17 protein-coding genes are annotated in these 19,992 nt (G+C 64.5%); 4 read left to right on the forward strand and 13 right to left on the reverse strand.

All coding sequences use genetic code 11. The features are described 5' to 3' along the window. Positions 1-23 precede the first annotated feature (23 nt). The 3 genes from U1763_RS03525 to U1763_RS03535 form a co-directional block, all read right to left on the reverse strand. Positions 24-1,286 (reverse strand): NAD(P)/FAD-dependent oxidoreductase, encoded by a 1,263-nt coding sequence (locus U1763_RS03525; protein WP_332754143.1) that lies wholly within the window; start codon positions 1,284-1,286, stop codon positions 24-26. Positions 1,287-1,485: 199 nt separating this feature from the next. Next, the gene (locus U1763_RS03530; RefSeq protein WP_332754144.1) at positions 1,486-2,475 is read right to left on the reverse strand and encodes an SGNH/GDSL hydrolase family protein; all 990 of its coding nucleotides are present in this window, start codon (positions 2,473-2,475) and stop codon (positions 1,486-1,488) included. Between the two features lie 484 nt (positions 2,476-2,959). Further along, entirely contained in the window at positions 2,960-4,342 is a 1,383-nt protein-coding gene (locus tag U1763_RS03535) for a helix-turn-helix domain-containing protein (protein ID WP_332754145.1), read from the reverse strand. A 198-nt stretch (positions 4,343-4,540) separates the two neighbouring features. Here U1763_RS03535 and U1763_RS03540 point away from each other — a divergent pair, with 198 nt between their 5' ends. The 3 genes from U1763_RS03540 (at position 4,541) to U1763_RS03550 (ending at position 6,589) form a co-directional block, all read left to right on the forward strand. Then, entirely contained in the window at positions 4,541-4,705 is a 165-nt protein-coding gene (locus tag U1763_RS03540) for a hypothetical protein (protein ID WP_164913371.1), read from the forward strand. 172 nt (positions 4,706-4,877) lie between these two features. Continuing rightward, on the forward strand, positions 4,878-5,864 hold the full coding sequence (locus U1763_RS03545) for a cation diffusion facilitator family transporter (protein ID WP_332754146.1): 987 nt from the start codon (positions 4,878-4,880) through the stop codon (positions 5,862-5,864). A gap of 56 nt (positions 5,865-5,920) precedes the next feature. Then, positions 5,921-6,589: a hypothetical protein gene (locus tag U1763_RS03550; protein WP_332754147.1), complete on the forward strand. Its 669-nt coding sequence runs from the start codon at positions 5,921-5,923 to the stop codon at positions 6,587-6,589. Here the strand turns inward: U1763_RS03550 and U1763_RS03555 are convergent. Together U1763_RS03555 and U1763_RS03560 are read right to left on the reverse strand one after the other, a co-directional pair. Then, positions 6,586-7,233 carry a DUF4893 domain-containing protein gene (locus tag U1763_RS03555; RefSeq protein WP_332754148.1) on the reverse strand — a complete coding sequence of 216 codons (648 nt, stop codon included), beginning with the start codon at positions 7,231-7,233 and terminating at the stop codon, positions 6,586-6,588. The genes U1763_RS03550 and U1763_RS03555 overlap by 4 nt on opposite strands. Before the next feature lie 84 nt (positions 7,234-7,317). Continuing rightward, entirely contained in the window at positions 7,318-8,103 is a 786-nt protein-coding gene (locus tag U1763_RS03560) for a 3-hydroxybutyrate dehydrogenase (protein WP_332754149.1), read from the reverse strand. A 102-nt stretch (positions 8,104-8,205) separates the two neighbouring features. Here U1763_RS03560 and ypfJ point away from each other — a divergent pair, with 102 nt between their 5' ends. Beyond that, positions 8,206-9,123 (forward strand): KPN_02809 family neutral zinc metallopeptidase, encoded by a 918-nt coding sequence (gene ypfJ, locus U1763_RS03565; protein WP_132739772.1) that lies wholly within the window; start codon positions 8,206-8,208, stop codon positions 9,121-9,123. Positions 9,124-9,178: 55 nt separating this feature from the next. On the opposite strand, the gene U1763_RS03570 is transcribed toward ypfJ, so the two are convergent. The 8 genes from U1763_RS03570 to U1763_RS03605 form a co-directional block, all read right to left on the reverse strand. Beyond that, a complete protein-coding gene (locus U1763_RS03570; RefSeq protein WP_056418405.1) occupies positions 9,179-9,460 on the reverse strand; it encodes a DUF427 domain-containing protein in 282 nt (93 codons plus the stop codon). Between the two features lie 11 nt (positions 9,461-9,471). Continuing rightward, complete coding sequence (locus U1763_RS03575) at positions 9,472-9,828, reverse strand: ArsC family reductase (RefSeq protein ID WP_132896709.1); 357 nt, start codon at positions 9,826-9,828, stop codon at positions 9,472-9,474. 73 nt (positions 9,829-9,901) lie between these two features. After that, a complete protein-coding gene (locus tag U1763_RS03580; protein ID WP_332754150.1) occupies positions 9,902-11,026 on the reverse strand; it encodes a Ca2+-dependent phosphoinositide-specific phospholipase C in 1,125 nt (374 codons plus the stop codon). Next, entirely contained in the window at positions 11,026-13,695 is a 2,670-nt protein-coding gene (locus U1763_RS03585; RefSeq protein ID WP_277982755.1) for a TonB-dependent receptor, read from the reverse strand. The genes U1763_RS03580 and U1763_RS03585 overlap by 1 nt, the downstream gene beginning before the upstream one ends. Positions 13,696-13,861: 166 nt before the next feature. Continuing rightward, positions 13,862-15,829 (reverse strand): glycoside hydrolase family 127 protein, encoded by a 1,968-nt coding sequence (locus U1763_RS03590; RefSeq protein WP_332754151.1) that lies wholly within the window; start codon positions 15,827-15,829, stop codon positions 13,862-13,864. 99 nt (positions 15,830-15,928) lie between these two features. Next, positions 15,929-16,501 (reverse strand): nicotinamide riboside transporter PnuC, encoded by a 573-nt coding sequence (gene pnuC, locus U1763_RS03595; protein WP_332754152.1) that lies wholly within the window; start codon positions 16,499-16,501, stop codon positions 15,929-15,931. Beyond that, positions 16,498-17,640 (reverse strand): phosphotransferase enzyme family protein, encoded by a 1,143-nt coding sequence (locus tag U1763_RS03600; protein WP_332754153.1) that lies wholly within the window; start codon positions 17,638-17,640, stop codon positions 16,498-16,500. The genes pnuC and U1763_RS03600 overlap by 4 nt, the downstream gene beginning before the upstream one ends. Position 17,641: 1 nt before the next feature. Next, a complete protein-coding gene (locus U1763_RS03605; RefSeq protein ID WP_443026871.1) occupies positions 17,642-19,903 on the reverse strand; it encodes a TonB-dependent receptor in 2,262 nt (753 codons plus the stop codon). Positions 19,904-19,992: the final 89 nt, after the last annotated feature.

Here is a 19,992-nt window from a genome sequence, read left to right on the forward strand (position 1 = left end):
TGCAGCCTCGGCTCGCGGATCGTTCAGCGATCGATAGCGGCAAGACCCAGTGTCTTGAGCTCGATCGACGTATTCGCGAGCACGGCTGCATCCACGTCGACCGATCCGGTGACCAGTGCGCGGCCCTGCACGTAGTCCCGTACGCGGTTGATGCAGTCCAGTGCGATTATCCGCCCAGCCTTCAGATAAATTAGCGAGAAGCTCCGAGTAGCCGGATCGCCGCGCAACACCGTCTGGTCGTACCCCGACGAGAGACCGACCGTCTGGAGCTTCAGGTCGTATTGATTCGACCAGAACCACGGCACCGCGTGATACGGCTCTGGCGTGCCCGTCAGCGTCTTTGCGACGATGGTCGCCTGGTCATTGGCATTCTGCACCGATTCCAGACGGATCACCTGTCCCTCCGCGAACGCATTGGCATGCGCGGCACAATCGCCGATCGCGAAGATATCCGGCACTGTGGTGCGACAATGATCGTCGACGAACACGCCATCGCTGCCCTTCGCACCGCCATCGGCGCCGGCGTCCAACAGCGGACCGACTGCGGGTATAATGCCGATCCCGACGATGACCATCTGGCAGGGCACGACATCGCCGTCGACGAGGCGGACACCGCTGACCACCCCCGCAGCGCCTTCGATACCCGAGACGCCGACACTCGTGCGAACGTCGACACCGTGCGCGCGGTGTTCAGCTTCGTAGAATTGCGACACGGCCGCACCGGTGACGCGCGCGAGCACGCGGTCCTGGGCCTCCAAGACGGTCACCCGTTTGCCGAGCTTGGTGAGCACCGCGGCCGCCTCGAGCCCGATATACCCGCCACCGATCACGACGACGCGATCGACCGCCGGCAGCTCCGCGATCATCCGATCGACATCCGCGCGCGTCCGTACGCTGTGAACCCCGACCAGATCATGCGTGGCGCACGGCAGACGCCGTGGCACGCCGCCGGTCGCCCAGATCAACGTTCCGTATCCGACCGCGACGCCCTCGGCGGTGGTCACGGTGTGTGCGTCGGGATCGACCTCGACGACCGTCTGCCCGGGCAGGAGCGTTATCCTGCGATCGTCCCAGAAACTTGCCGGCCGCAGCAGGATGCGCTCGAACGGCTTGTCGCCCGCGAGATACTCCTTCGACAAAGGTGGTCGCTCATAGGGCAGCGAGGGCTCATCGCCGAGCAACGCGATCGTACCGTCGAACCCGCGTTGGCGCAGCGCGATCGCCGCCTGTGACCCGGCATGGCCTGCACCAACGATCAGGACATCGTAGCGATCAGGAAACGGCATGATCGATCCTCGCGGAAATCTCAGGTCGCGTGGCGCGCGGGGTCGCGCATCCGCGGGCGGGGGGAGCGACGGAAGACATGCAGGCTGGCTATTGGCAAGCCTCGCGGACGTCAACGCATCGGGAGCGCCCGCCCCCATTACAGCAGCATTGCGCGCGCCAGGACCTGAACGGTGGTTGTGTCCGCCGACCTGCTGCGCGTCAGTCGGTCTGGTCGGTCACGCCCGGCTCGCCGATCTCTTCGGCGAGAATGCCGGCAATCTGTCCAACGCGGGGACCGTCATGGCGCTCGCCCTTGCGCAGCACGGCCTTCGGTTCGAGATCGAGTTGCCGGACGATGAAGTTGCGCGATTGCGGCAGGCTACGAAGCCAATAGGAAAAGCGTCGATAATAGCTGAATTCATCATAGGCGGTCGCCTTGTGCGCCATCCCCCCGGACGCGACTTCGAAAATTCCCGTCGTCGGCCCCATGGCGAACAGCAACCCGCGGAACGTCAATCCCTCGGGCAGAGTGCCGCGCAGCACGGCGCCCGCCGCAAGCTCGACATAAGGCAATTTGATACCCTTGCGCTCCATTACGCCGGCCACCGGACCGAAGCTGGTTGCAGGAATATACCGGAAACGGCCTTCGCAAACCGTATCGGTATGATTGGCCCAGGGTCGATCCCGGACGATGCGACGCAGGAACGCGGTGATCGCATCGGCATAATACGCGGCCCCCAGCGGTGTAGTATGCGTACCGTCGCGCAACAGGTCCGCGAGGCGCCCCTCCGCCTTCGCTTCCACCATAGTATCGGTGAGGTCGAGCAGTGGCAGGTCGTCCTTTTCCGCCAGGGTGCGGATCGCTCGGATCAGCCGATCGGTCCGATAATCGACCGGGCCGCGGAACAGGTTGACGAAACACGGCATCGCACCGGCCTGCCGCACCTGCGCGACGATCTCCGCCAGTTCACGGTCATAGCGATCCGGATCAGCCTCGGCATAGCGCAGACAGGTGGCAATCTCGAACAGCACGTAGTCGTACCGATCGTAGCGCAGCAGCCGCCCGAGATAGGGCACGACAGGAATGGCCGCGCCGCCGAGCGCCTTTCTTTCGACCGCGATCTCGCCCGACAAGGCGCGTCTGACCAAGGGAACGAAGCCGGCGGTTTCTTCCGTGACGCTGAAACCGAATATCAGAACACGCGCCATTACACTTCCCCCATGCGCCCCAAATCACCAGAGGACGCAAATCCCGGTTAGCGCACAGGCTGTCTTTTGGGTACCCTTACACATACACTCCGCGCTGACATGCCGCTGGTTGGTCTATAGATTTGGGCGAATACTCTACGAACTGGTGCAAAACCGAGAGTTTGATGATTTTTTCGTTACTCAGAAATGATTGCATCATCTCAAAATATCTAGTCTATGATTTCATTCGATTTTTCCGCCGATCGCCGTCGCTTGTCTCGACCTTTTGGAAACAGTCTTTCCAGCATGACGACTGTAACAACGACCAAGGCGAATACCGTGACGAGGAATATAACCGCGTCCGATGTCCAGTCTATATTAATCAACCGCATGTTTTTTGCTTACTATTTCCTGTGGCGCGAACGGAAGATATAGCGGAATGACACCAAATCGCCAGCTAGAAGCTTTGCACAGCGTGCAATGATCCGGTTGCGTTGCCACGGCGTCAGTCGCCCGCAAACGTCAGTGCCGACGTACGCCGCTCGCGTTCGTTGATCAGCAGCGCCCGTCCTGCCGGCGCGATCGAGCGTTGCGGACAATCATTACGAAAGCAGGCGCGGCAACCGAGACCGATCGGCATCGCCCTCCCCGCCAAGTCGAAGCCGCTTGCCGCCGCCAGCACGCCGGCCTGCGACGCGGCAACGCCGAGACCGATCGCGAACTCGGCATGCACCGCACCAAAGCGACTGCCTTGCGGCGTCACCGTCCGCGCCATCGTCAGCCAGCGTGCGCCGTCTTCCAGCTCGACCAATTGCACCATCAGGCTGCCGGGCCGGTCGAACGCGTGGTGCAGTCGCCACAACGGGCAACGCCCATCCGCCTCGACCAGTGCAGCACCGCTTGCGCCGGGGTAGCGCTTCGATGCCTGCCCAGCGCGGTCGATCCGGATCATGAAAAAGGGCAAGCCGCGTGCACCGACGCGCTGCAACGTCGTCAGCCGGTGCGCGACCTGTTCGAAACCCGCGCCGAAACGCCGTTGCAAAAGCTCGATGTCATACCCGGTGGCCTCACAGCCACGCAGGAACCGCGCATACGGCATCATCAGCGCGGCGGCGAAATACCCGAGCAAATGGCGACGATAAAGCCTCTCGGCAGCGCGATCGGTGAAGCCCGCCCCCTTGGCCAGAGCGTCGATCTCCGCCTTTGCCTCGATCTGGCCGAGCTGGAAAGCGACCGCGAACGTGCGTGAGGCGGGGTCGAGCATCTCGCTCAGCTGCAACTGGCGCGCATGCAGGTCCAGCCGGCGCAGCATGTCCGGCAACACATCGGCGGGCAGCACCCTAATCGTCAGGCCATGCTTCGCGCGCAATCGTTCGGCGATCGCGCCATACAGATCGCCCGCACCAAGCCGCAGTTCGTCCGCCAACGCCTCCGCCGCCGCGTCGAGATCGGCGAAGTGGTTGCGCCAGCGTTCAATCTCGCGGCGTACCAAAGTCACCGGATCGTCGCCGGCTTCGGTCACCGCGCCATCGCCGATCCTGTCGAACACGCGCGCGAACGCCGCCGCGCCGCCGGGCGCGCTGGCGAGCCATTCCTCGACTTCGTTGCGGTCGATCTCGAGGTCGGCGAACATCGGGTCCGCCAGCCGGCGCCGGATCGCATCCGCACCGCCGCCGGGCTCGGCCGCGGTAAGCGACCGCGGATCGAAGTCGAAACTCTCCGCCAGCTTGATCAAGAGCGTCGCCGATACCGGCCGCTGGTTACGCTCGACGAGGTTGAGATAGCTCGGACTGATCGCGAGCATGTCGGCCATGGCCGCCTGCGTAAGCCCCGCCCCGCGCCGCAAGCGGCGGATCGCATGCCCCGCCAGCAATTTCCGCTCCGCCATCGCAAACCCTCCTGTCACGATGTTTACAGATCGACAGTCGCAAGACAAGCTGCACGGACACCGCGACGCGGAGACGATGCGGTATTGCGTTCCAACCTGCCGGCCATCCCCGTTAGTACGTGTGCATCGCCTCTCTCGACCAGCCTCGCTGTAAAGAGAGAGACAAGACGATCCGTGTATCATCGAAGGAGGCAAGCCATGCAGACGACCACCGAACAACCCCGCGCCCGCGCCGTCTTCTCGACCAACGATTTCGCGCTGATGAAGGAAGTGCTCGGCGAAATGATCAGCAAGACCTCCATCGACGACGAACGCCTGACGCGGATGAGTGCGCTGTACCACCGCCTCGGCCGGCTTGGCTGACTCGCTTCACACAGTTTCCTGGGGAGGAAAGGTACCCGCCGATGGCTCGTCCATCGGCGGGTATTCCCGTTCTTGATTATCCTCCCCCGGCAAGGAGAAGGTCGAGTGGCGATACCCAAACCGTTGCGAAGCCGGCCCTTTCCAATGGCCCTCCCTCGTGTAGGACGGCGGCATGGCCAAGACACTGACTGCTCGCATCAAGGACGACATCGTCCTCTATGGCGCCCTCGCCGCAAATCTCGGGATCGGCGTGGCTAAATTCGTGGCGGCCGGGATGACCGGATCGTCGTCGATGCTCACCGAAGGCGTCCATTCGGTGGTCGACAGCGGCAACCAGGTGCTGCTGCTCTACGGACAGCGCAAGGCGAAGCGCCCTGCCGACGAGGCGCATCCGTTCGGCTATGGTCGCGAGCTGTATTTCTGGGCGTTCGTCGTCGCGATCCTGATCTTCGCGATCGGTGCGGGCGTGTCGATCTTCGAGGGTTGGCGCCACATCCGCGAGCCCGAGCCGCTGACCAGCCCTACGGTGGCCTATGTCGTGCTGGCGATCTCGTTCGCGCTCGAGGGTAGCAGCTGGACGATCGCGATGCGCGAGTTCGCCAAGGCCAAGGGCGATCTGGGCTGGTGGGACGCGATCCACCGGTCGAAGGATCCCGCCGGGTTCATCGTGCTGTTCGAGGATTCGGCGGCGCTTGCCGGCCTCGTGATCGCCGGGATCGGCATCTGGGCGAGCCATGCGTTCAACCAGCCCTGGATCGATGGTGCGGCGTCGATCGCGATCGGCGTGATCCTCGCGATGGTCGCGGTCCTGCTCGCACGCGAATCAAAGGGCTTGCTGATCGGCGAGCGCGCCGACCCCGCGGTGATCGCCACGATCCGCAAAATCGTCGCGGCGCATCCCGCGGTCGTCTCAGTCAATCACGTTCGCACGATCCACACGGCGCCCGAGAGCATCTTCGCGGCAATCAGTGCCGACTTCGACGATACGGTGACGATGGGCGATGGCGAGACGATGATCGAGGCGATGGAAACCGAACTCCGCGCCGCCGTCCCGACGCTGTCGTCGATCTACATCCGGCCCGAGAAGCGTGAGAACGCGACGCTCGCCCATACTCCTGCAACGCCGGACACCGCTGATGTGACTACCACGCCACACTGATGAAAATCAGACTCATCCCACTGGCAAGGCTAGACATTCCTAAATAATACTGGGGCATGAGACCGCTATTTCGGCTGATCGCCCTGCTCTGCCTGTGCTGGGGATATGCGCTCCCCGCACAGGCTGCCGTTACCATCACCTTCTGGAGCCACGAGCTCGGCAACAGCTTCCCGCATGCGTTCTTCACGGTGCGCGGCGTACCCGACGCCGGCGGCGCGCCGGTCGACGCGAACTTCGGCTTCACTGCGAAATCGGTATCCCCCGCGCTGCTGATGGGCCCGGTCTCGGGCAAGCTCGACATCGCAAAGCCTACCTATGTCGCAGGCAGCGACGCGCAGTTCTCGGTGGTGATGACCGACGGGCAATATACGCAGGTGCTGAAGCTGGTCGACGCGTGGAGCGAGGGCAAGCCGGACAGCGTGTACCGTCTCGGCGATCACAATTGCGTCCATTTCGTCAAGGAAGCGGCGCGGATCGTCGGACTGTCGGGGCTCGACCAGCCCAAGCTGATGAAGAAGCCGCGCTCGTATCTGAAGGCGGTCGGCGCGGCGAACATCGGTCGGGTCATCCCGGTCGGGATGCACGGCAAAGCGTATCTCGCGAGCCTTGCGCCAATCGTGCCGGTTGGCGCCATACCCGCAACGTCGGCGTCGGCGTCCGCGGCGACCGCGTATCAGTCCGCGACGGCAGCGCTCACCCAACCGACATCCGCCTCGCCGCGCTAGTTTGCGGGCACCAGTTCGACCACGTCCAGCACCGATTCGAACCTGGGATAGGGCAGCACGACGCGCCAGCGCTTGGCGCCGATCCGTTCGATCAACCCCGCCATGTCGCGGTTGGCATCACGGCCATAGCGCATCGGCCGCTTCTCGTCGCCGAGCTCCATCGTCCCAAGAAAGACGGCGCGCGCGTTGGTGTCGGCGAAAATCGTACCGACCGGGCGCTGCGATCCGTCGAGCTTGACGAGGCTGACCACTTTCTCGCCGTCGTCGTCGCCCGTACCGATCCGGCAGGCGAACCATCCCGACATAGTGAAGGTCGGACCGATCCCGGCACGCGCGCCCAGCTTGTAGGTGCGGCATCGATACGCGCCTTCGGGCGGCAACGGATCGACGAGCGAGCGATCCGGGTTGAACAATATCGGATCGCCCGCGACCTCTTTGGGGTCGACTTGCGCTAGCGCGTCGATCCACGCACCGCGCCACCCCCTCAACCGCCCGCGATCGGCCTCGGTCGCGACCCGGCGCCAGTCCATGTCACGATCCTGACGATCGGGCAGCGGCACAGCGCCGACCTGCGCGACGCTGACGACGATCGACCCGCAGGTCACCATCGTCTTGCATGCGGTCGTCTTTAGCCAAGTCCGCATCGTCATCGTTCCTCTACACAACATAGATGCTATGCTTTTGGCATACCCGACCGCAACGGCATTTATCCCGTGCCGCCAGATCGCTCAGGCCGCGGTCCAGCCACCATCCATCGACAGGTTTGCGCCGGTGATCGCCTTGGCTTCGTCGCGGCAGAGGAACAGCGCGAACGCCGCCACCTGTTCGGGCGTGACGAATTCCTTGGTCGGCTGCGCGGCGAGCAGGACGTCGTTCATCACCTGATCGCGCGTCAGCCCCCGCGCCGCCATCGTATCGGGGATCTGGTTCTCGACCAGCGGGGTCCAGACATAGCCCGGCGAAATGCAGTTGACGGTGATGCCGTCGGTCGCCGTCTCCAGCGCGATCGTCTTGGTGAGGCCGGCGATCGCATGCTTGGCCATGACATAGGCGGACTTGTTGGGGCTCGCGACGAGCGAATGCGCCGACGCGGTCGAGATGATCCGGCCCCAGCCCTTCGCGCGCATGTGCGGCACCGCGGCGCGCATCATGTGCCATGCCGAGGACAGGTTGATCGCGATGATCGCGTCGAACTTGTCGATCGGAAAGTCGGCGATCCCGGCGACATGCTGGATGCCCGCGTTGTTGACGACAATGTCGACGCTGCCGGTCTCGGTCGCTGACCGCTCGACCATCGCCGCGATCTCGTCGGGCTTGGTCATGTCAGCCGGATCGTACAGCGCGAGCGCACCGCTGATCTCCGCCAACGCCGCGCGCTCCCGCTCGATCGCGTCCGCATCGCCGAAGCCGTTGAGCACCACTGCTGCGCCCTCGGCGGCAAACGCCTTGGCATAAGCGAGCCCGATCCCCGAGGTGGATCCGGTGATGACCGCGGTCTTGCCCTTTAGGAACATGCACACTCCCCAATCGCTTTGCGCAGCGGATTCGACCGCCGTGCAACTCTAGCGCCACCTTGCGCATTTCGTTCCCAAGCAGAAACGAAAAGGGGCATATTCATGCGGCTCGACGATTACGATCCGAACATCAACGTCGAGGACCAACGTGGGTCGGGCGGCGGAGGCGGCGGCTTTGGCGGCGGCGGTGGCGGGCTGCTGATGGGCCTGCTGCCGATGATCGGCAGCCGCTTCGGCTGTGGCGGGATCGTCGTCGTGCTGATCCTGATGGCCGTGTTCGGTGGCATGGGCGGTCTCGGCGGCCTGCTTGGTGGCGGCCAGTCCTCCGCCCCGACCACCCAGAGCGGACCGCCCCGTGCGGGCACGGACACGACATCGAGTTGCAACCTGACGCCCGAGAGCAAGGCCGCGTGCAACGCGTTCAGTTCGGCGGACAACACCTGGGAAGCGATCTTCCAGAAGAACGGCCAGCGTTTTGAAGCCCCCAAGCTCGTCTTCTTCGACGGCAACGGCCGTTCGGGCTGCGGTGCGGCACAATCGGCGATGGGGCCGTTTTATTGCCCGACCGACCAGGGCATCTATCTCGACACGAGCTTCTTCAACGAGCTCTCGACTCGCTTCAAGGCGAATGGCGACTTCGCGCAGGACTATGTGATCGCGCACGAGTTCGGCCATCACATCCAGAAGCTCCTCGGCACCAATGCGCAGGTCCAGCAGGCGCAGCGTCAGGCCAGCGAAACCGAAGGCAATGCGCTGTCGGTGAAGCTCGAACTCCAGGCGGATTGCTATGCGGGCGTCTGGGCGGCGGCGAACCGGTCGCGGCTCGAGGCAGGCGATATCGAGGAAGGCATGACCGCGGCGCAGGCGATCGGCGACGATACGCTGCAGAAGCAATCGCAAGGCCGCGTGGTGCCCGACAGCTTCACGCACGGAACGTCGGCACAGCGCCAGACGTGGTTGAAGCGCGGGCTGGACAGCGGCGACCCAGCGCAGTGCGATACGTTCTCCGGCGCGATCTGATTGGACCCGACGATCATCCCCTCGCAAGGGGGAGGATCGTCGGTCCTATTGCGCCTCAGGCGACCGTCACGCCCTTCCAGAACGCGTAGCGGCCCTCGATCTCCGCCGCGGCCGATTTCGGGGTCGGATAATACCAGACCGCATCGACGTTGCGTTTTCCGTCGACGACCAGCGTCTTGTAGCTCGCGACGCCCTTCCACGGGCAGTTCGAGTGCGTTGCGCTATCCTCCAGCAGCGCCGCGTCGATGCTGTCCGCGGGAAAATAATGATTGCCCTCGACCACGACCGTATCGTCCGACCGGGCAATCTCGTGGCCATTCCAGGTTGCAACAGGCATTATAAACTCCTTCAAGCGTGACCCAGCCCCGCCGCGTCATACCGCTCGGGCGTGAACCCTACCAGCAGCGTCTCCCCCGCTTCGAGCACGGGGCGCTTGATCATCGAAGGCTGCGCGAGCATCAGCGCGACCGCACGATCTGCGTCCAGATCTGTGCGCTCGGATTCGGGCAGCTTGCGGAACGTCGTGCCGCTGCGGTTGAGCACCACCTCCCAGCCCGCGATACCAATCCAACGCCTTAGCCGGTCCTCCGCGACGCCCTCTTTCTTGTAGTCGTGAAAGGCGTACGCGACACCGCGCGCGTCGAGCCAGGTCCGCGCCTTCTTCATCGTGTCGCAGTTCGGAATTCCGTATAGTTCGACCGTCACGCGTCTATCCTCCATGATAGCCGACGTTTAGACGGTCATCGAAAGGGTGGCGAGAGCGCGGCAGCGGCGGTCCTCAAGGCGCAACCGTGCACGGCGCCGCGACGAGCACCGGATTGCACCGTGCCATCGCTCCACCGGGCAGTGTCACCGCGAAACCGAACCCCTGCGGGTCGGGAGCGCCTGGATAATAGTCGGTACTGACCGCCTGCGCACCGCTGTCCGCCGCCGCCTTTGCCTTGGTCATGTCGTGCGTGCGCGCTTCGACGGTGTTGGCGTCGGTCCGCGTCCGGACGATCACGCCGGCCTTCACCCAGTCGCGGATGCGGGCGCCGTCGACCAGCGGATCCTGGACGATCTGGATCGCGCTTTCGGGTTCACCGTCGGGATACCAGCCGAACATCGCCCGCCCCCGCAGCGATGGATGCCCCGTGCGATACGCGTTCGAGACCGCCGGACGGACGTCGAGCAGGACGTAGATCCGCCCACGCGCAGCCTCCAGCGTGAGCCAGCCCTTGCCGTGCACGGCCGCCGCCAGCGTCGCAGCATTGCCCCGTACCTCGTCCGGCACGATCAGCCGCCGCCCCGGTATCGCCCGCCGGATTTCACGATCGAGCGAGTCGAGCAGCGCGGCATCATCAAGTGGCAGCGGTGCCGCGACCTGCGGCGACGCTTGCGTATCGGCGGCGTTGATCGTGATCATGATCGGCAGATGGCGCGGGTGCGCGCGCGACCAGGCATTCACTTCGCCGAGGCAACGCTGCAACGTCACGCAGGTCGAGATATAGTCGATGTCGGGAACGTGGAACACCTTGTACCCCGGGCGCAGCATGGCCGCGCGATCGAACGCGGTCTTTTCCCCCGCCGCCCGTGCGAGCCGCTCGCCCTTCGGATCGGCATAGCGACCGCCTTGCGGATCCGCGAAGATGTCGATCTCCAGCTGCCGCACGCCGCGATCGAGCTGTGCGGCCAGCGGCAGATGATAATAATCGAGCGCCGCCGCAGTCTTCGGATCCCGCCGCCGCAGCTCGGCCATCACCGCATCGGGGATCTTGGCCTTGAAGCTGTTGTGCGAGCCGACGACCTGGATATCGTTCATCCGCGCCGGCCCCTGCCCCGATGGACCGGCGGGCTTGGCGGCCTGGGTCGAGCCACTGATCGACAGACCGACCGACAGCACCGCGAGTACGAGGGTCCGCATCAGAATTCTGCCCGCACGCCGAACAATACGGTCCGCCCCCAATAGTTGATCTCGCCGAAGCGGTTCTCGTCGTCGTTATACGTATAGAGATGCGCGCCCGACAGGTTGATGCCTTCCAGGCTGAACGTCACCCGGTCGCTCGCTTTGACCGAGATATTGCCGTCGAGCGATCCGAACGGCGCGGTGTAGACCGGCGCCTGCGTCGTGCTGCCGGTACCCGACAGATACCGGTCGCGCCATACGTACGACAGCCGCGTCGAGATCGGTCCCTTTTCGTAGAAGCCGGTGATGTTGGCGCTGTTCTTCGACAGCCCGATCAGCTCGTCGCGGATCGGCCGCGCGCCGGCGGTGTAGCTCGCCTTGACCGAGGTGTGCGTATAGGACGCCTGCACGCCTAGCCCGTCGAACGGCGCCGGCAGGAACGTAAACACCTGATTGTACGCCGCCTCGACGCCGTACACCTTCGCATCGCCGCCGTTGACCTGCGTCGATAACAGCACGGTGCCGCGACCGGGGATGTCTATGTTGACGTTCTGCTGCGTGATGTAATCGTCCATCGCCTTGTAGAACACTGCGCCCGTCAGCGACCCTGCGCGGTTGAAATACCATTCGAGCGAACCGTCGAACTGCGTCGCGAGGAACGGTACGAGTTGCGGGTTGCCGCCGCTCGCGGTCGGCGCATCGGTCGACACGGTGATCCGCGGTGCGCTGTCGGTGACGTTCGGGCGGGTCAGCACGCGGCTCGCGGCAAGACGCCCGACCAGGTCATGCGTCAGTTCGGCGCGGAGGTTGAAGCTCGGTAGCCAGTTGTTGAACGTCTTGGGAAAGCTCGCCGGCGTCGCGACATTGCCCGTCGTCAGCGTGCCGCTCGCGATCTGATCGGTGTGGACATAGCGCACGCCGAGATTGCCGGTGACCGGCACCGCACCGACGTCGAAGCCGTAATCGGCCCGCGCATACGCACCCCAGATCTTCTCCTTCACGACGAATGACGAGCGTAGATCGCCCGCGGTCAGCGGCGAATTCTGCACCGCGGGGGTGAAGAAAGCGTCGAGATAGGCCTGCGTGACGGGCACCAGGAATGTACGCAGCGTGTTGCCCGAGACGCCCTTCAGGAAATCGTCGTACGGCAATTGCTCGTAGGCGCCCGTACCGAGGCTGGACAGCGGCGTGTTGGCGGCCGGATTGACGTTGAAATCGCGGCGGAAATAATCGCGCTTGCGCCAGTGATACTCGCCACCCGCCGCGAGCTTCGTGATGAACCCGTCGAAATCATGCGACAGATCGGCGCGGGTGTAGAAATCCCAGTCCTTGCTGTCCTTGGGCGCAATGTTGAACTGGTAGAGCTGGTAATTGGCCGGGTTGGTCGCATCGGTCGTGGTCGTGAAAGTCGGGATCGTCTTGTACCCGGCGGACGCATCATAGGTCAGCGGCGCGAAGAAGATCGCGCGGCTGCGTACCGTGCCTTCGTTATAGTTCGGGTGATAGCTGTGCGCACTCGACCAGTTCACCGCACCCGATGCGTGCCAGGCATCCGAATCCCAGGTCTGTCGCAGGCCGATGTTGAGCAGGTCGTGGCGATTGAGGCTGTATTCGCGCGATGCCATGAACCGCACGTCGTTGATCGTCGCGCCGACCACCGTATCGCCGTCGAGCTTGACGCTGCCGGGGACGATCACCGGGCGATGCCCCGCGACGCTCGCGTCGTCCGGATAGATGTCGAGGCCGAATTCGTCATAGGCGACGTCAAGCCGGGTCGCGAGGATATCGAGCGTCGTTTCGAACTCGGCACTCGGCTTCCACTGCGCGGAGACCATGCCCGAAATCCGCTTTCGATCCTCGGTCTCGATCGTTGGGCGCGTGCGCGTCGGCGTGTAGAGTCCGGTCGCGAGCCCCCCCGACGCAGGCGCGGTGAACTTGTCCAGATTCCAGCCGAAGTTCAGGAAGCGATCGTTGCGCACCGCCTTTTGCCAATATTGCGCGCCCGCCAGGATGCCGAACGTGCCGCTGGCGTTGGTCGCGCTGGTGATGACCGTCGCGTTCGGCTTCACCTTGTCGGTCTGGCTCGTATAGGTGCCGCGCAGATTGACCGTGGTCTTGTTGCCGACGTCGAGCGGGTGGAACGTCTTGACGTCGATGTTCCCGCCCAGCGCACCCTCGGTCATGTTCGCGGTCGGCGTCTTGACGACGTCGATGCTCGAGGTGAATTCGGCGGGCAGCATCTCGAAGCGGAACTGGCGGCCGTTCGCGCCGCCATTCTCGATCAGGTCGTTCAGCGCGACCGTGCTGCCGTTGAGCAACGTGCTCTGGAACTGCGGCCCAAGCCCGCGGACGCTGACGTACAGACCCTCGCCGCGCGGACGGGTGATCGTTACGCCGGGGATCACCTGCAGCGCCTCCGCGACGTTCTGCGCCGGGAACTTGCCGATGTCGGTCGAATTGATCGAGTCGACGCCGTAATCGGCACGACGCTTCGTCTCGGTCGCGGCGCGCAGGCTGCGTGCGTAGCTGCCGGTGACGACGATCTCGCCATTCTCTTGGGTCGTTGCATCCGTCGAGGGGGATGTTTGTGAGGCCGCGTCCACGCGCTCTTGTGCCTGCGCGGTGGCAACACCGGGCGTCAGGATAAGCGGAACCGAGGCCAGCAACAGACCTTTGACCATATGCATCGTTGATTTTTCCCCGTGGCGACGCTGCCACCCCCGGCGCCACTAGGTATCGTCTGCGTCATTTAAGCGAACGTTTCGCGACAGTAACGTTACGTACGGTAATCTTGTTACGCGCCGTGCCGGCATCGGTTCAACCGCTGTCGAAAACTGTGGATCTGGCCTCGGGTCAGGCCGGCGCCGGCTGGACTTGCCAATAGGTTGCGTAGCGCTCGTGGGCGATGCGGTGATACGGGATCAGGCGAACCGGTTGGCCGTCGGCGGAGGGGATCGTGAACTCGAGTGGACGATGGCTAGCGCGGATCGCGTTCGCCAGCGTCGCGGGATCGCCGGCGAGCGTCGGTGGCGTGAACGGCGCTGCATTGTAATCGCCATATTTACGCTCGTTGACGATGATGTCCGCGCCCGGCGCAAGCCCGTCTCGCCCGAACGCACCGGCCAGTACCAGCGGACCGACGGTGAATGCGACGATATCCGGGGCGGCCGGCGAGCGCTCGGCGACCGGATGCATGTCCAGACGCAGTTCCACCGTGTCGTCGTTCCGCCAGACGCGGACGATCTCGAGGTAGCGACCGGGGATGGTGGAGCGCAGCGCCTCGACGCCATTGACCAGGACGACCGCCGCGCGGCTCCAGCCTGGATGACGTAGCTTGAGCGCGACCTCGGTCGGGCGTTTTACCGTCCAGCGGAGGATCGTCGTCGGAGACTCCGGGAACGCGGTCGTCTGCGTCAGCACCGCGTCCCGATCTCTCCACCGGACCGCCGACGGCACGAACAAATTCACGTACAGCGCGCGATCGTCGTGGAAATAGATCGAGTCGCGATATTTGACGTGGTTCTCCATTCCCGTGCCGGTGCAGCACCAGAATGCGGTTTCGGGCGCGTGATACAACTTCATGTAACCGGGCCGCGCACCCTGGAAATACGTCGCCATGCCGCTATCCGGATCCTGCGACGCAAGGATGCCGTTATAGAGCGTGCGCTCATAGTAATCGGCGTAGCCCGCCTGCGGATCTTGCAGGAACAGCGCACGCGTCAGTTTCAGCATATTATGCTGGCAGCACGTCTCCGATCCCTTTGCGGAAAACACGTGTTTGGCGAAATCCGCCACCGGAAAGAAATGCTCGTTGTCGCCGTGCCCACCTGTAGCAAACGACCGGGTCAGCGCTACCGTCTTCCAGAAAAACGCCGCGGCGTCGCGATATTCGGGCTTGCCCGTGATCTCCCAAACGCGGTGAAAGCCGATGACCTTGGGGACCTGCGTGTTGGCGTGCAGTCCGTCGAGATGATCGCGGTGCTGGCTTAATGGCGTGAGGATCGCCTTATGCGAAAACCGCTCCGCCATCAGGAGATAGTCGGGCGTGCCGGTCATCGCGTAAAGGTCGGCGAACACTTCGTTCATGCCACCATGCTCGGTGTCGAGCATCGTCTCGAACTGCGCCGGGCTCAATGGCCGGCTCGCGACCACGGCCCAGTCGGCGAGCCGCACCAGGACGGTACGTGCGGTGTCGCTGTCGGCCAGACACGCTGCGTCACGCAGCCCCGCATAGACCTTATGCAGAGCGTACCAAGGCACACCGGTAATCGCCTCGCCGCGCAAATGCGCTGCCACCACGGCGGGACCGTCGGGAAAGGCACAGACCAGCCCTGTGCCCGATGCCACCTGACACGCGCCAAGTTCGCGCGCGATATGGTCGATCCTCGTCTTGAACCGCGCGTCCCCGGTCGATCGATAGGCCAGCGCACACGCCGACAGATAATGACCGAGCGTATGGCCATGACAATTGATATCCGCCCAAATTGGATCCGACTCCCACCCGCCATAGACCGGGGCCTTGGGCGGCAGCCCCGCATTCACGCGGAAATTGTGGAGCATGCGGTCGGGCTGGAGCGTCAGCAGATAGGCCAACGTCTTGTGCTGTGCATGTAGGAATGGACCATCGCCGAGCGTCACGTCAGCCATGTCGAACGGCACGAGCCGCGCCATTGGCAACGGGAGCGTGGTCGCCAACGAGGACGGCCTGGCAGCGTCCAGCACGGACACTTGGCCTGCCGACAATCCCGCTACCAACGCCGCCTTGCCGACGCCGGTCAGGACGTGGCGACGCGCATACCCAGCGTGACATGGGTCGATCATCGCGACATCCTCTCCAGACTATCCTATTTGTCGGAGTAGGTAGAGCATGCACGAGGTCGTCAGGCAACCTCGGCGGCAACCGCTATCAAGTGGGGGCCATCAAGCGGCAGCCGGCCCTATGGTTTCGGCCCGTCGCCATTGCCTGTACCCGATGACGGCAAGCACGATCATCGCTGCATACAGCCCTGCAGTCGGCACCAGCCCTTTGACGAGAAACATTCCGACGTACAAACCGTCCACGCCGATCCAGAGCAGCCAGCTCGCGGCGTGGCGGCGCGCGGACCAATATTGCGCGACCAGGCTGAAGCTGCTGAGCGCGGCGTCCATCCACGGCAGCGCGGCGTTGGTATAGCGGCTCGTGAACCACCCGATCGCGACAGCGCCCACCGCTCCCGCAACGAGACCGGCGAATGCCTGTGCGGGTCGGAGCGGCGCCACGACGACATCACCAGCAGCGTCCTTTCCGCGGCTCCAGGCGACCCAGCCGTACAGGATAGCGAGCCCGAACAGCGCTTGCAGAACCATGTCGGCGTAGAGCCGGACGTCGAGGAACAGCTTGAAATACAGCGCGCAGGCGATGAGGTTGACCGGCCAGCACAGCATCCGGCGAGTGGCGGTCAGCCAGATACCCGCGGCACTGACCGCGACCGCGACGATCTCGAACGCGGTCATCGAGGAAGCGCTCCGGCTTCGATCGCGCGGAGCAAGTCCCGGCCCGGAGCGGACTGGAACCACGCGGCGTGACCGATGAGATACTCGTCCCAGGCCATTGCCGCGGACGCGGGGTCTTCGACGACCGCGGCGAAATACTCGGTTTCCGACAGCGCGAACTCAAGATGCACGAGTGGCAACAGGCGGACGATCGCCGCGACGTCTGCGCGGCCAAGCGGCGCGATCGTGGCATAGCCGGCGAGCAACGCGAGTGCTGCCGCCGGATCGCCGATGTCGTCCGTCCCCTGCCCCAGCTCGAGCCAGCGAACCGCGGTGCGCTCGATCGCAGTGGCGATGTCGTGGACCGCGCAGGTGCGATCGGCGAGTCCGAAGTCGAATACGGTTTCGACACCGCCATCGCTCGCCCACAGCAGGTTGGACGGGTGCCAGTCGTTATGCGTCCACAACGGCATTTGGTCGGCAAGCAACGGCGCGAGCCCCTGCCCCAAGCTTTCAAAGAGCTGCCCGAGTTCGCATCGCCAAGGCTTGACGTTCAAGAACGCGGCCAGAGCGGGGCGAGCAGCAACATAGGCTTCGGCCGCGGCGATCGGATCGGCGGCGGGCAGGATCGTAAAGCTTGCAACCAACGGCTGACGGCGGCGCGCCGGGGCAGCGAAACCGCGCGCCGCCTCGTGCAGCGTCGCGAGCGCCACCCCTGCCGCATGGGCATGCGCGTGCGAGGCGAACGGCGTCCAGGACAGGCTGTCGCGGTACAGGTCCACACCCGGCGCCGCGTGGTGCAGTTCGTACGACCAGGCGCCGCTCGCCACCGCCGTCGCACCGTCCGCGGTCGCCATCACCTTGGGCACCGATACGCCTGCGCCTGCGAGGTGCGCGATGAACGCGTGTTCCTCGGCAAGCCCCTCGACCGTGCGAACGCTGTGGTGATGGCGCTTCAACAGGAACGCACCCTGCGTCGTGTGTACCAAGGTCGCGGCGGAAAACGGCCGGGGAGAATGCCAGTGCAGCCCCGTCATCCGCCCCGCTGCCGGAAAGCGAATGATCGCCGCCTCGGCCTCGTCGGCAGTGATCGCGGGCCAGGTCGGCGGCTCCATCGCGGTGCCCATGCCGTGGACCAGATGCGCAGGCTGCGTCGCCATCTCAGAACGCCCGCGAGATCGTCGCCATGACCGCCGCGCCGCTGCCGACATAATAAGCGGGCGGCGAACCGGCGATGACCGTGCCGTTGCGGCCGATCGTGTCCTGCGCGTTGGTGCTGACCGACTGGACGCCGGCGAGGACGTGCGGATCGGTGACGTTGATCGCGTTGACGCGCAGGTCGGTGCGCTTGCCGTCGAGCCAGTCGGCCAGGTGCATGCCGACCGACAGGTCGAGCGTCGCATAGCCCTTGATGCGTTCGTCGTTCATGAAGCTCGCATATTGCCGGCCGATATATTTCGACGCGACGCTGCCGAAGAACCGGCCGTCGTCGTAGATCCCGCCGGCGCCGAACTGGACGGTCGGGCTCGACACCGCATGCTTGCCCCTGGTCGGCAGGAAGTCCGCCCCGACCGGCAGATCGTCGTCGATCCGCGCACGCAAATATTCGCCCGAAAGGTAGAGGCTGACGCCTGCGACCGGGCGGTAGTCGATCTCTGCATCCACCCCGTACGAGGTCTGGCCGCCGGCGTTGAGCGTCGCATTCACCTGTGCACCGCCCTGGTCGATCACGGTGGCGAGTTGACGGTTGCGGAACTTGTAGTGGAAGCCGGTCACCGAGGCGGAGAGCTGTTCGCCGATGAAGCGATAGCCGATTTCCTGCGAGACCGAATATTCGTTCTTCAGCGCGTTGGTGCCCTGCACGACGACTTCGCCACCGTAATAGCTGTTGTAGAGCGTGAACTCGTTGGGCGTGCGGAAGTTGGTGGTGATGTTGGCGAACATCTGTTGGCGATCGTCGATCCGGTAGTGGATCGCGGCGCGCGGCAATGCGGCGAAGCTGTCGTTGCGCACCGTGTCCTGCGGTCCGGGGAGGTAGGTGCGGCCATTGCGCAGCACGTTCACGCCCTTGAACCCGGCGTCGATCGTCAGCCGCGGGGTGATCGCGATGCTGTCGGCGAGGAAGAAGCCCTTCGTCACGGTGACGGTGCGCTGGTTCTCATAGGCGAGCAGGCGGCCGTCGGCGGTGCGGATCGCCTTGGCGCGATAGCCCCAGCGGTCGAGCGGCTGCCCATCGGCATCGATCGAGGTGTACGACTGCGTGACGCGATCGGTGCCGTAGTCGAACCAGAGCCCCGCCGTGAGCGTATGCGCGCCGGTCTTGAAGGTCAGCTTGCTCACATTGCCGGTCCGCATCTGGTCGCCGGTATAATTGCCGAGCACGGTCGCGACGCCGTCGACCGCGCCGGGCAGCGCGATCGGCTGCGCCAGTTGCTCGGTGCCGAGGAAGTTGCCTTCGGTCGTCAGCTGCGTGCCGTAGGGCGAGTTGCCGTAGCCGAACTGGAGATAGGTGGTGGTGTCTAGCGCAAGCTGATCGTTCAGGACGAGGTGCACCGGCGCGGAGGCGTAGAGGTTGCGGAACGGCGCGCGGTACAGGCGCCAATAGTTGGTGTTTCCCGCCGTGTAGCGCTTGTCGTAGTTGAAGCTGCGGCCCTGCGCGTTCCACTCGGCCAGCGTCGGGCTCGGATAGCTCGACGAGTTCGCGTCATTATACGACAGCGCGAGGCTGGCACGGTTGCCGGCACCCCATTCGTTCAGGATTTTCGCGTCGATATGCTGGCGCGTGTCATAGCCGGCACCCCGCCAATTGTCCGCGCGCGTGTTCGAATAGGACAGGAACGCCTTCAGCCCGGTATTGCCGATCGTACCGCTATCGACACGGAAGAACCCCCGCCGCGCCGCGTAGCTGCCGAGCGACAGGTCGACGAGCGCACCGGGACGCGCTTTCGGATCGTCGAGCGCGAGCGACAATAGCCCGCCGGCCCCGCCAAGCGTCGGGGAATCGATATCGACCGACCCTTGCGCGAGCGAGATGCGCCTCAAATTCTCGGGGTCCGCAAACTGCGACGGATAGGCATAATAATAGCCGATGTCGTTCTGCGGCGCGCCTTCCATCAGCACGCCGATCTCGTCCTGGCCGAGACCACGCAGCGTCAGGCTCGAACTCGTCGACAAGCCATACGGATCGCTCGACGCGACGTTCGCGCCGGGCAGCAGCGTGACAAGCTGGAACGCGTTGAGCGTCGGCGCCTGCTTGACGATGAAGTCGGCGGAGATCGCGCTCTGCGCGCGCGGCACGCTCTGGTCGGGGAGCAGACCGGCAGGATCCTGTTTGCCGACGACGCGAATCTCGGCGGGTTCGACTGGATCGGGTGCGACTTGCGCCCCGGCCGACGATGCCGCGAGGGTTACCGACAGGGTCAACGCGACCCGCCCAAAAAGCCGGCACTCTCGCCCGGCGGAAGTCACAACAAAACCAGCACTGAAAAACGTCACGTCCACTCCAATCGGAG

Origin of the sequence: Sphingomonas sorbitolis (genome assembly GCF_036663875.1) — a bacterium.
GTDB lineage: Bacteria > Pseudomonadota > Alphaproteobacteria > Sphingomonadales > Sphingomonadaceae > Sphingomonas.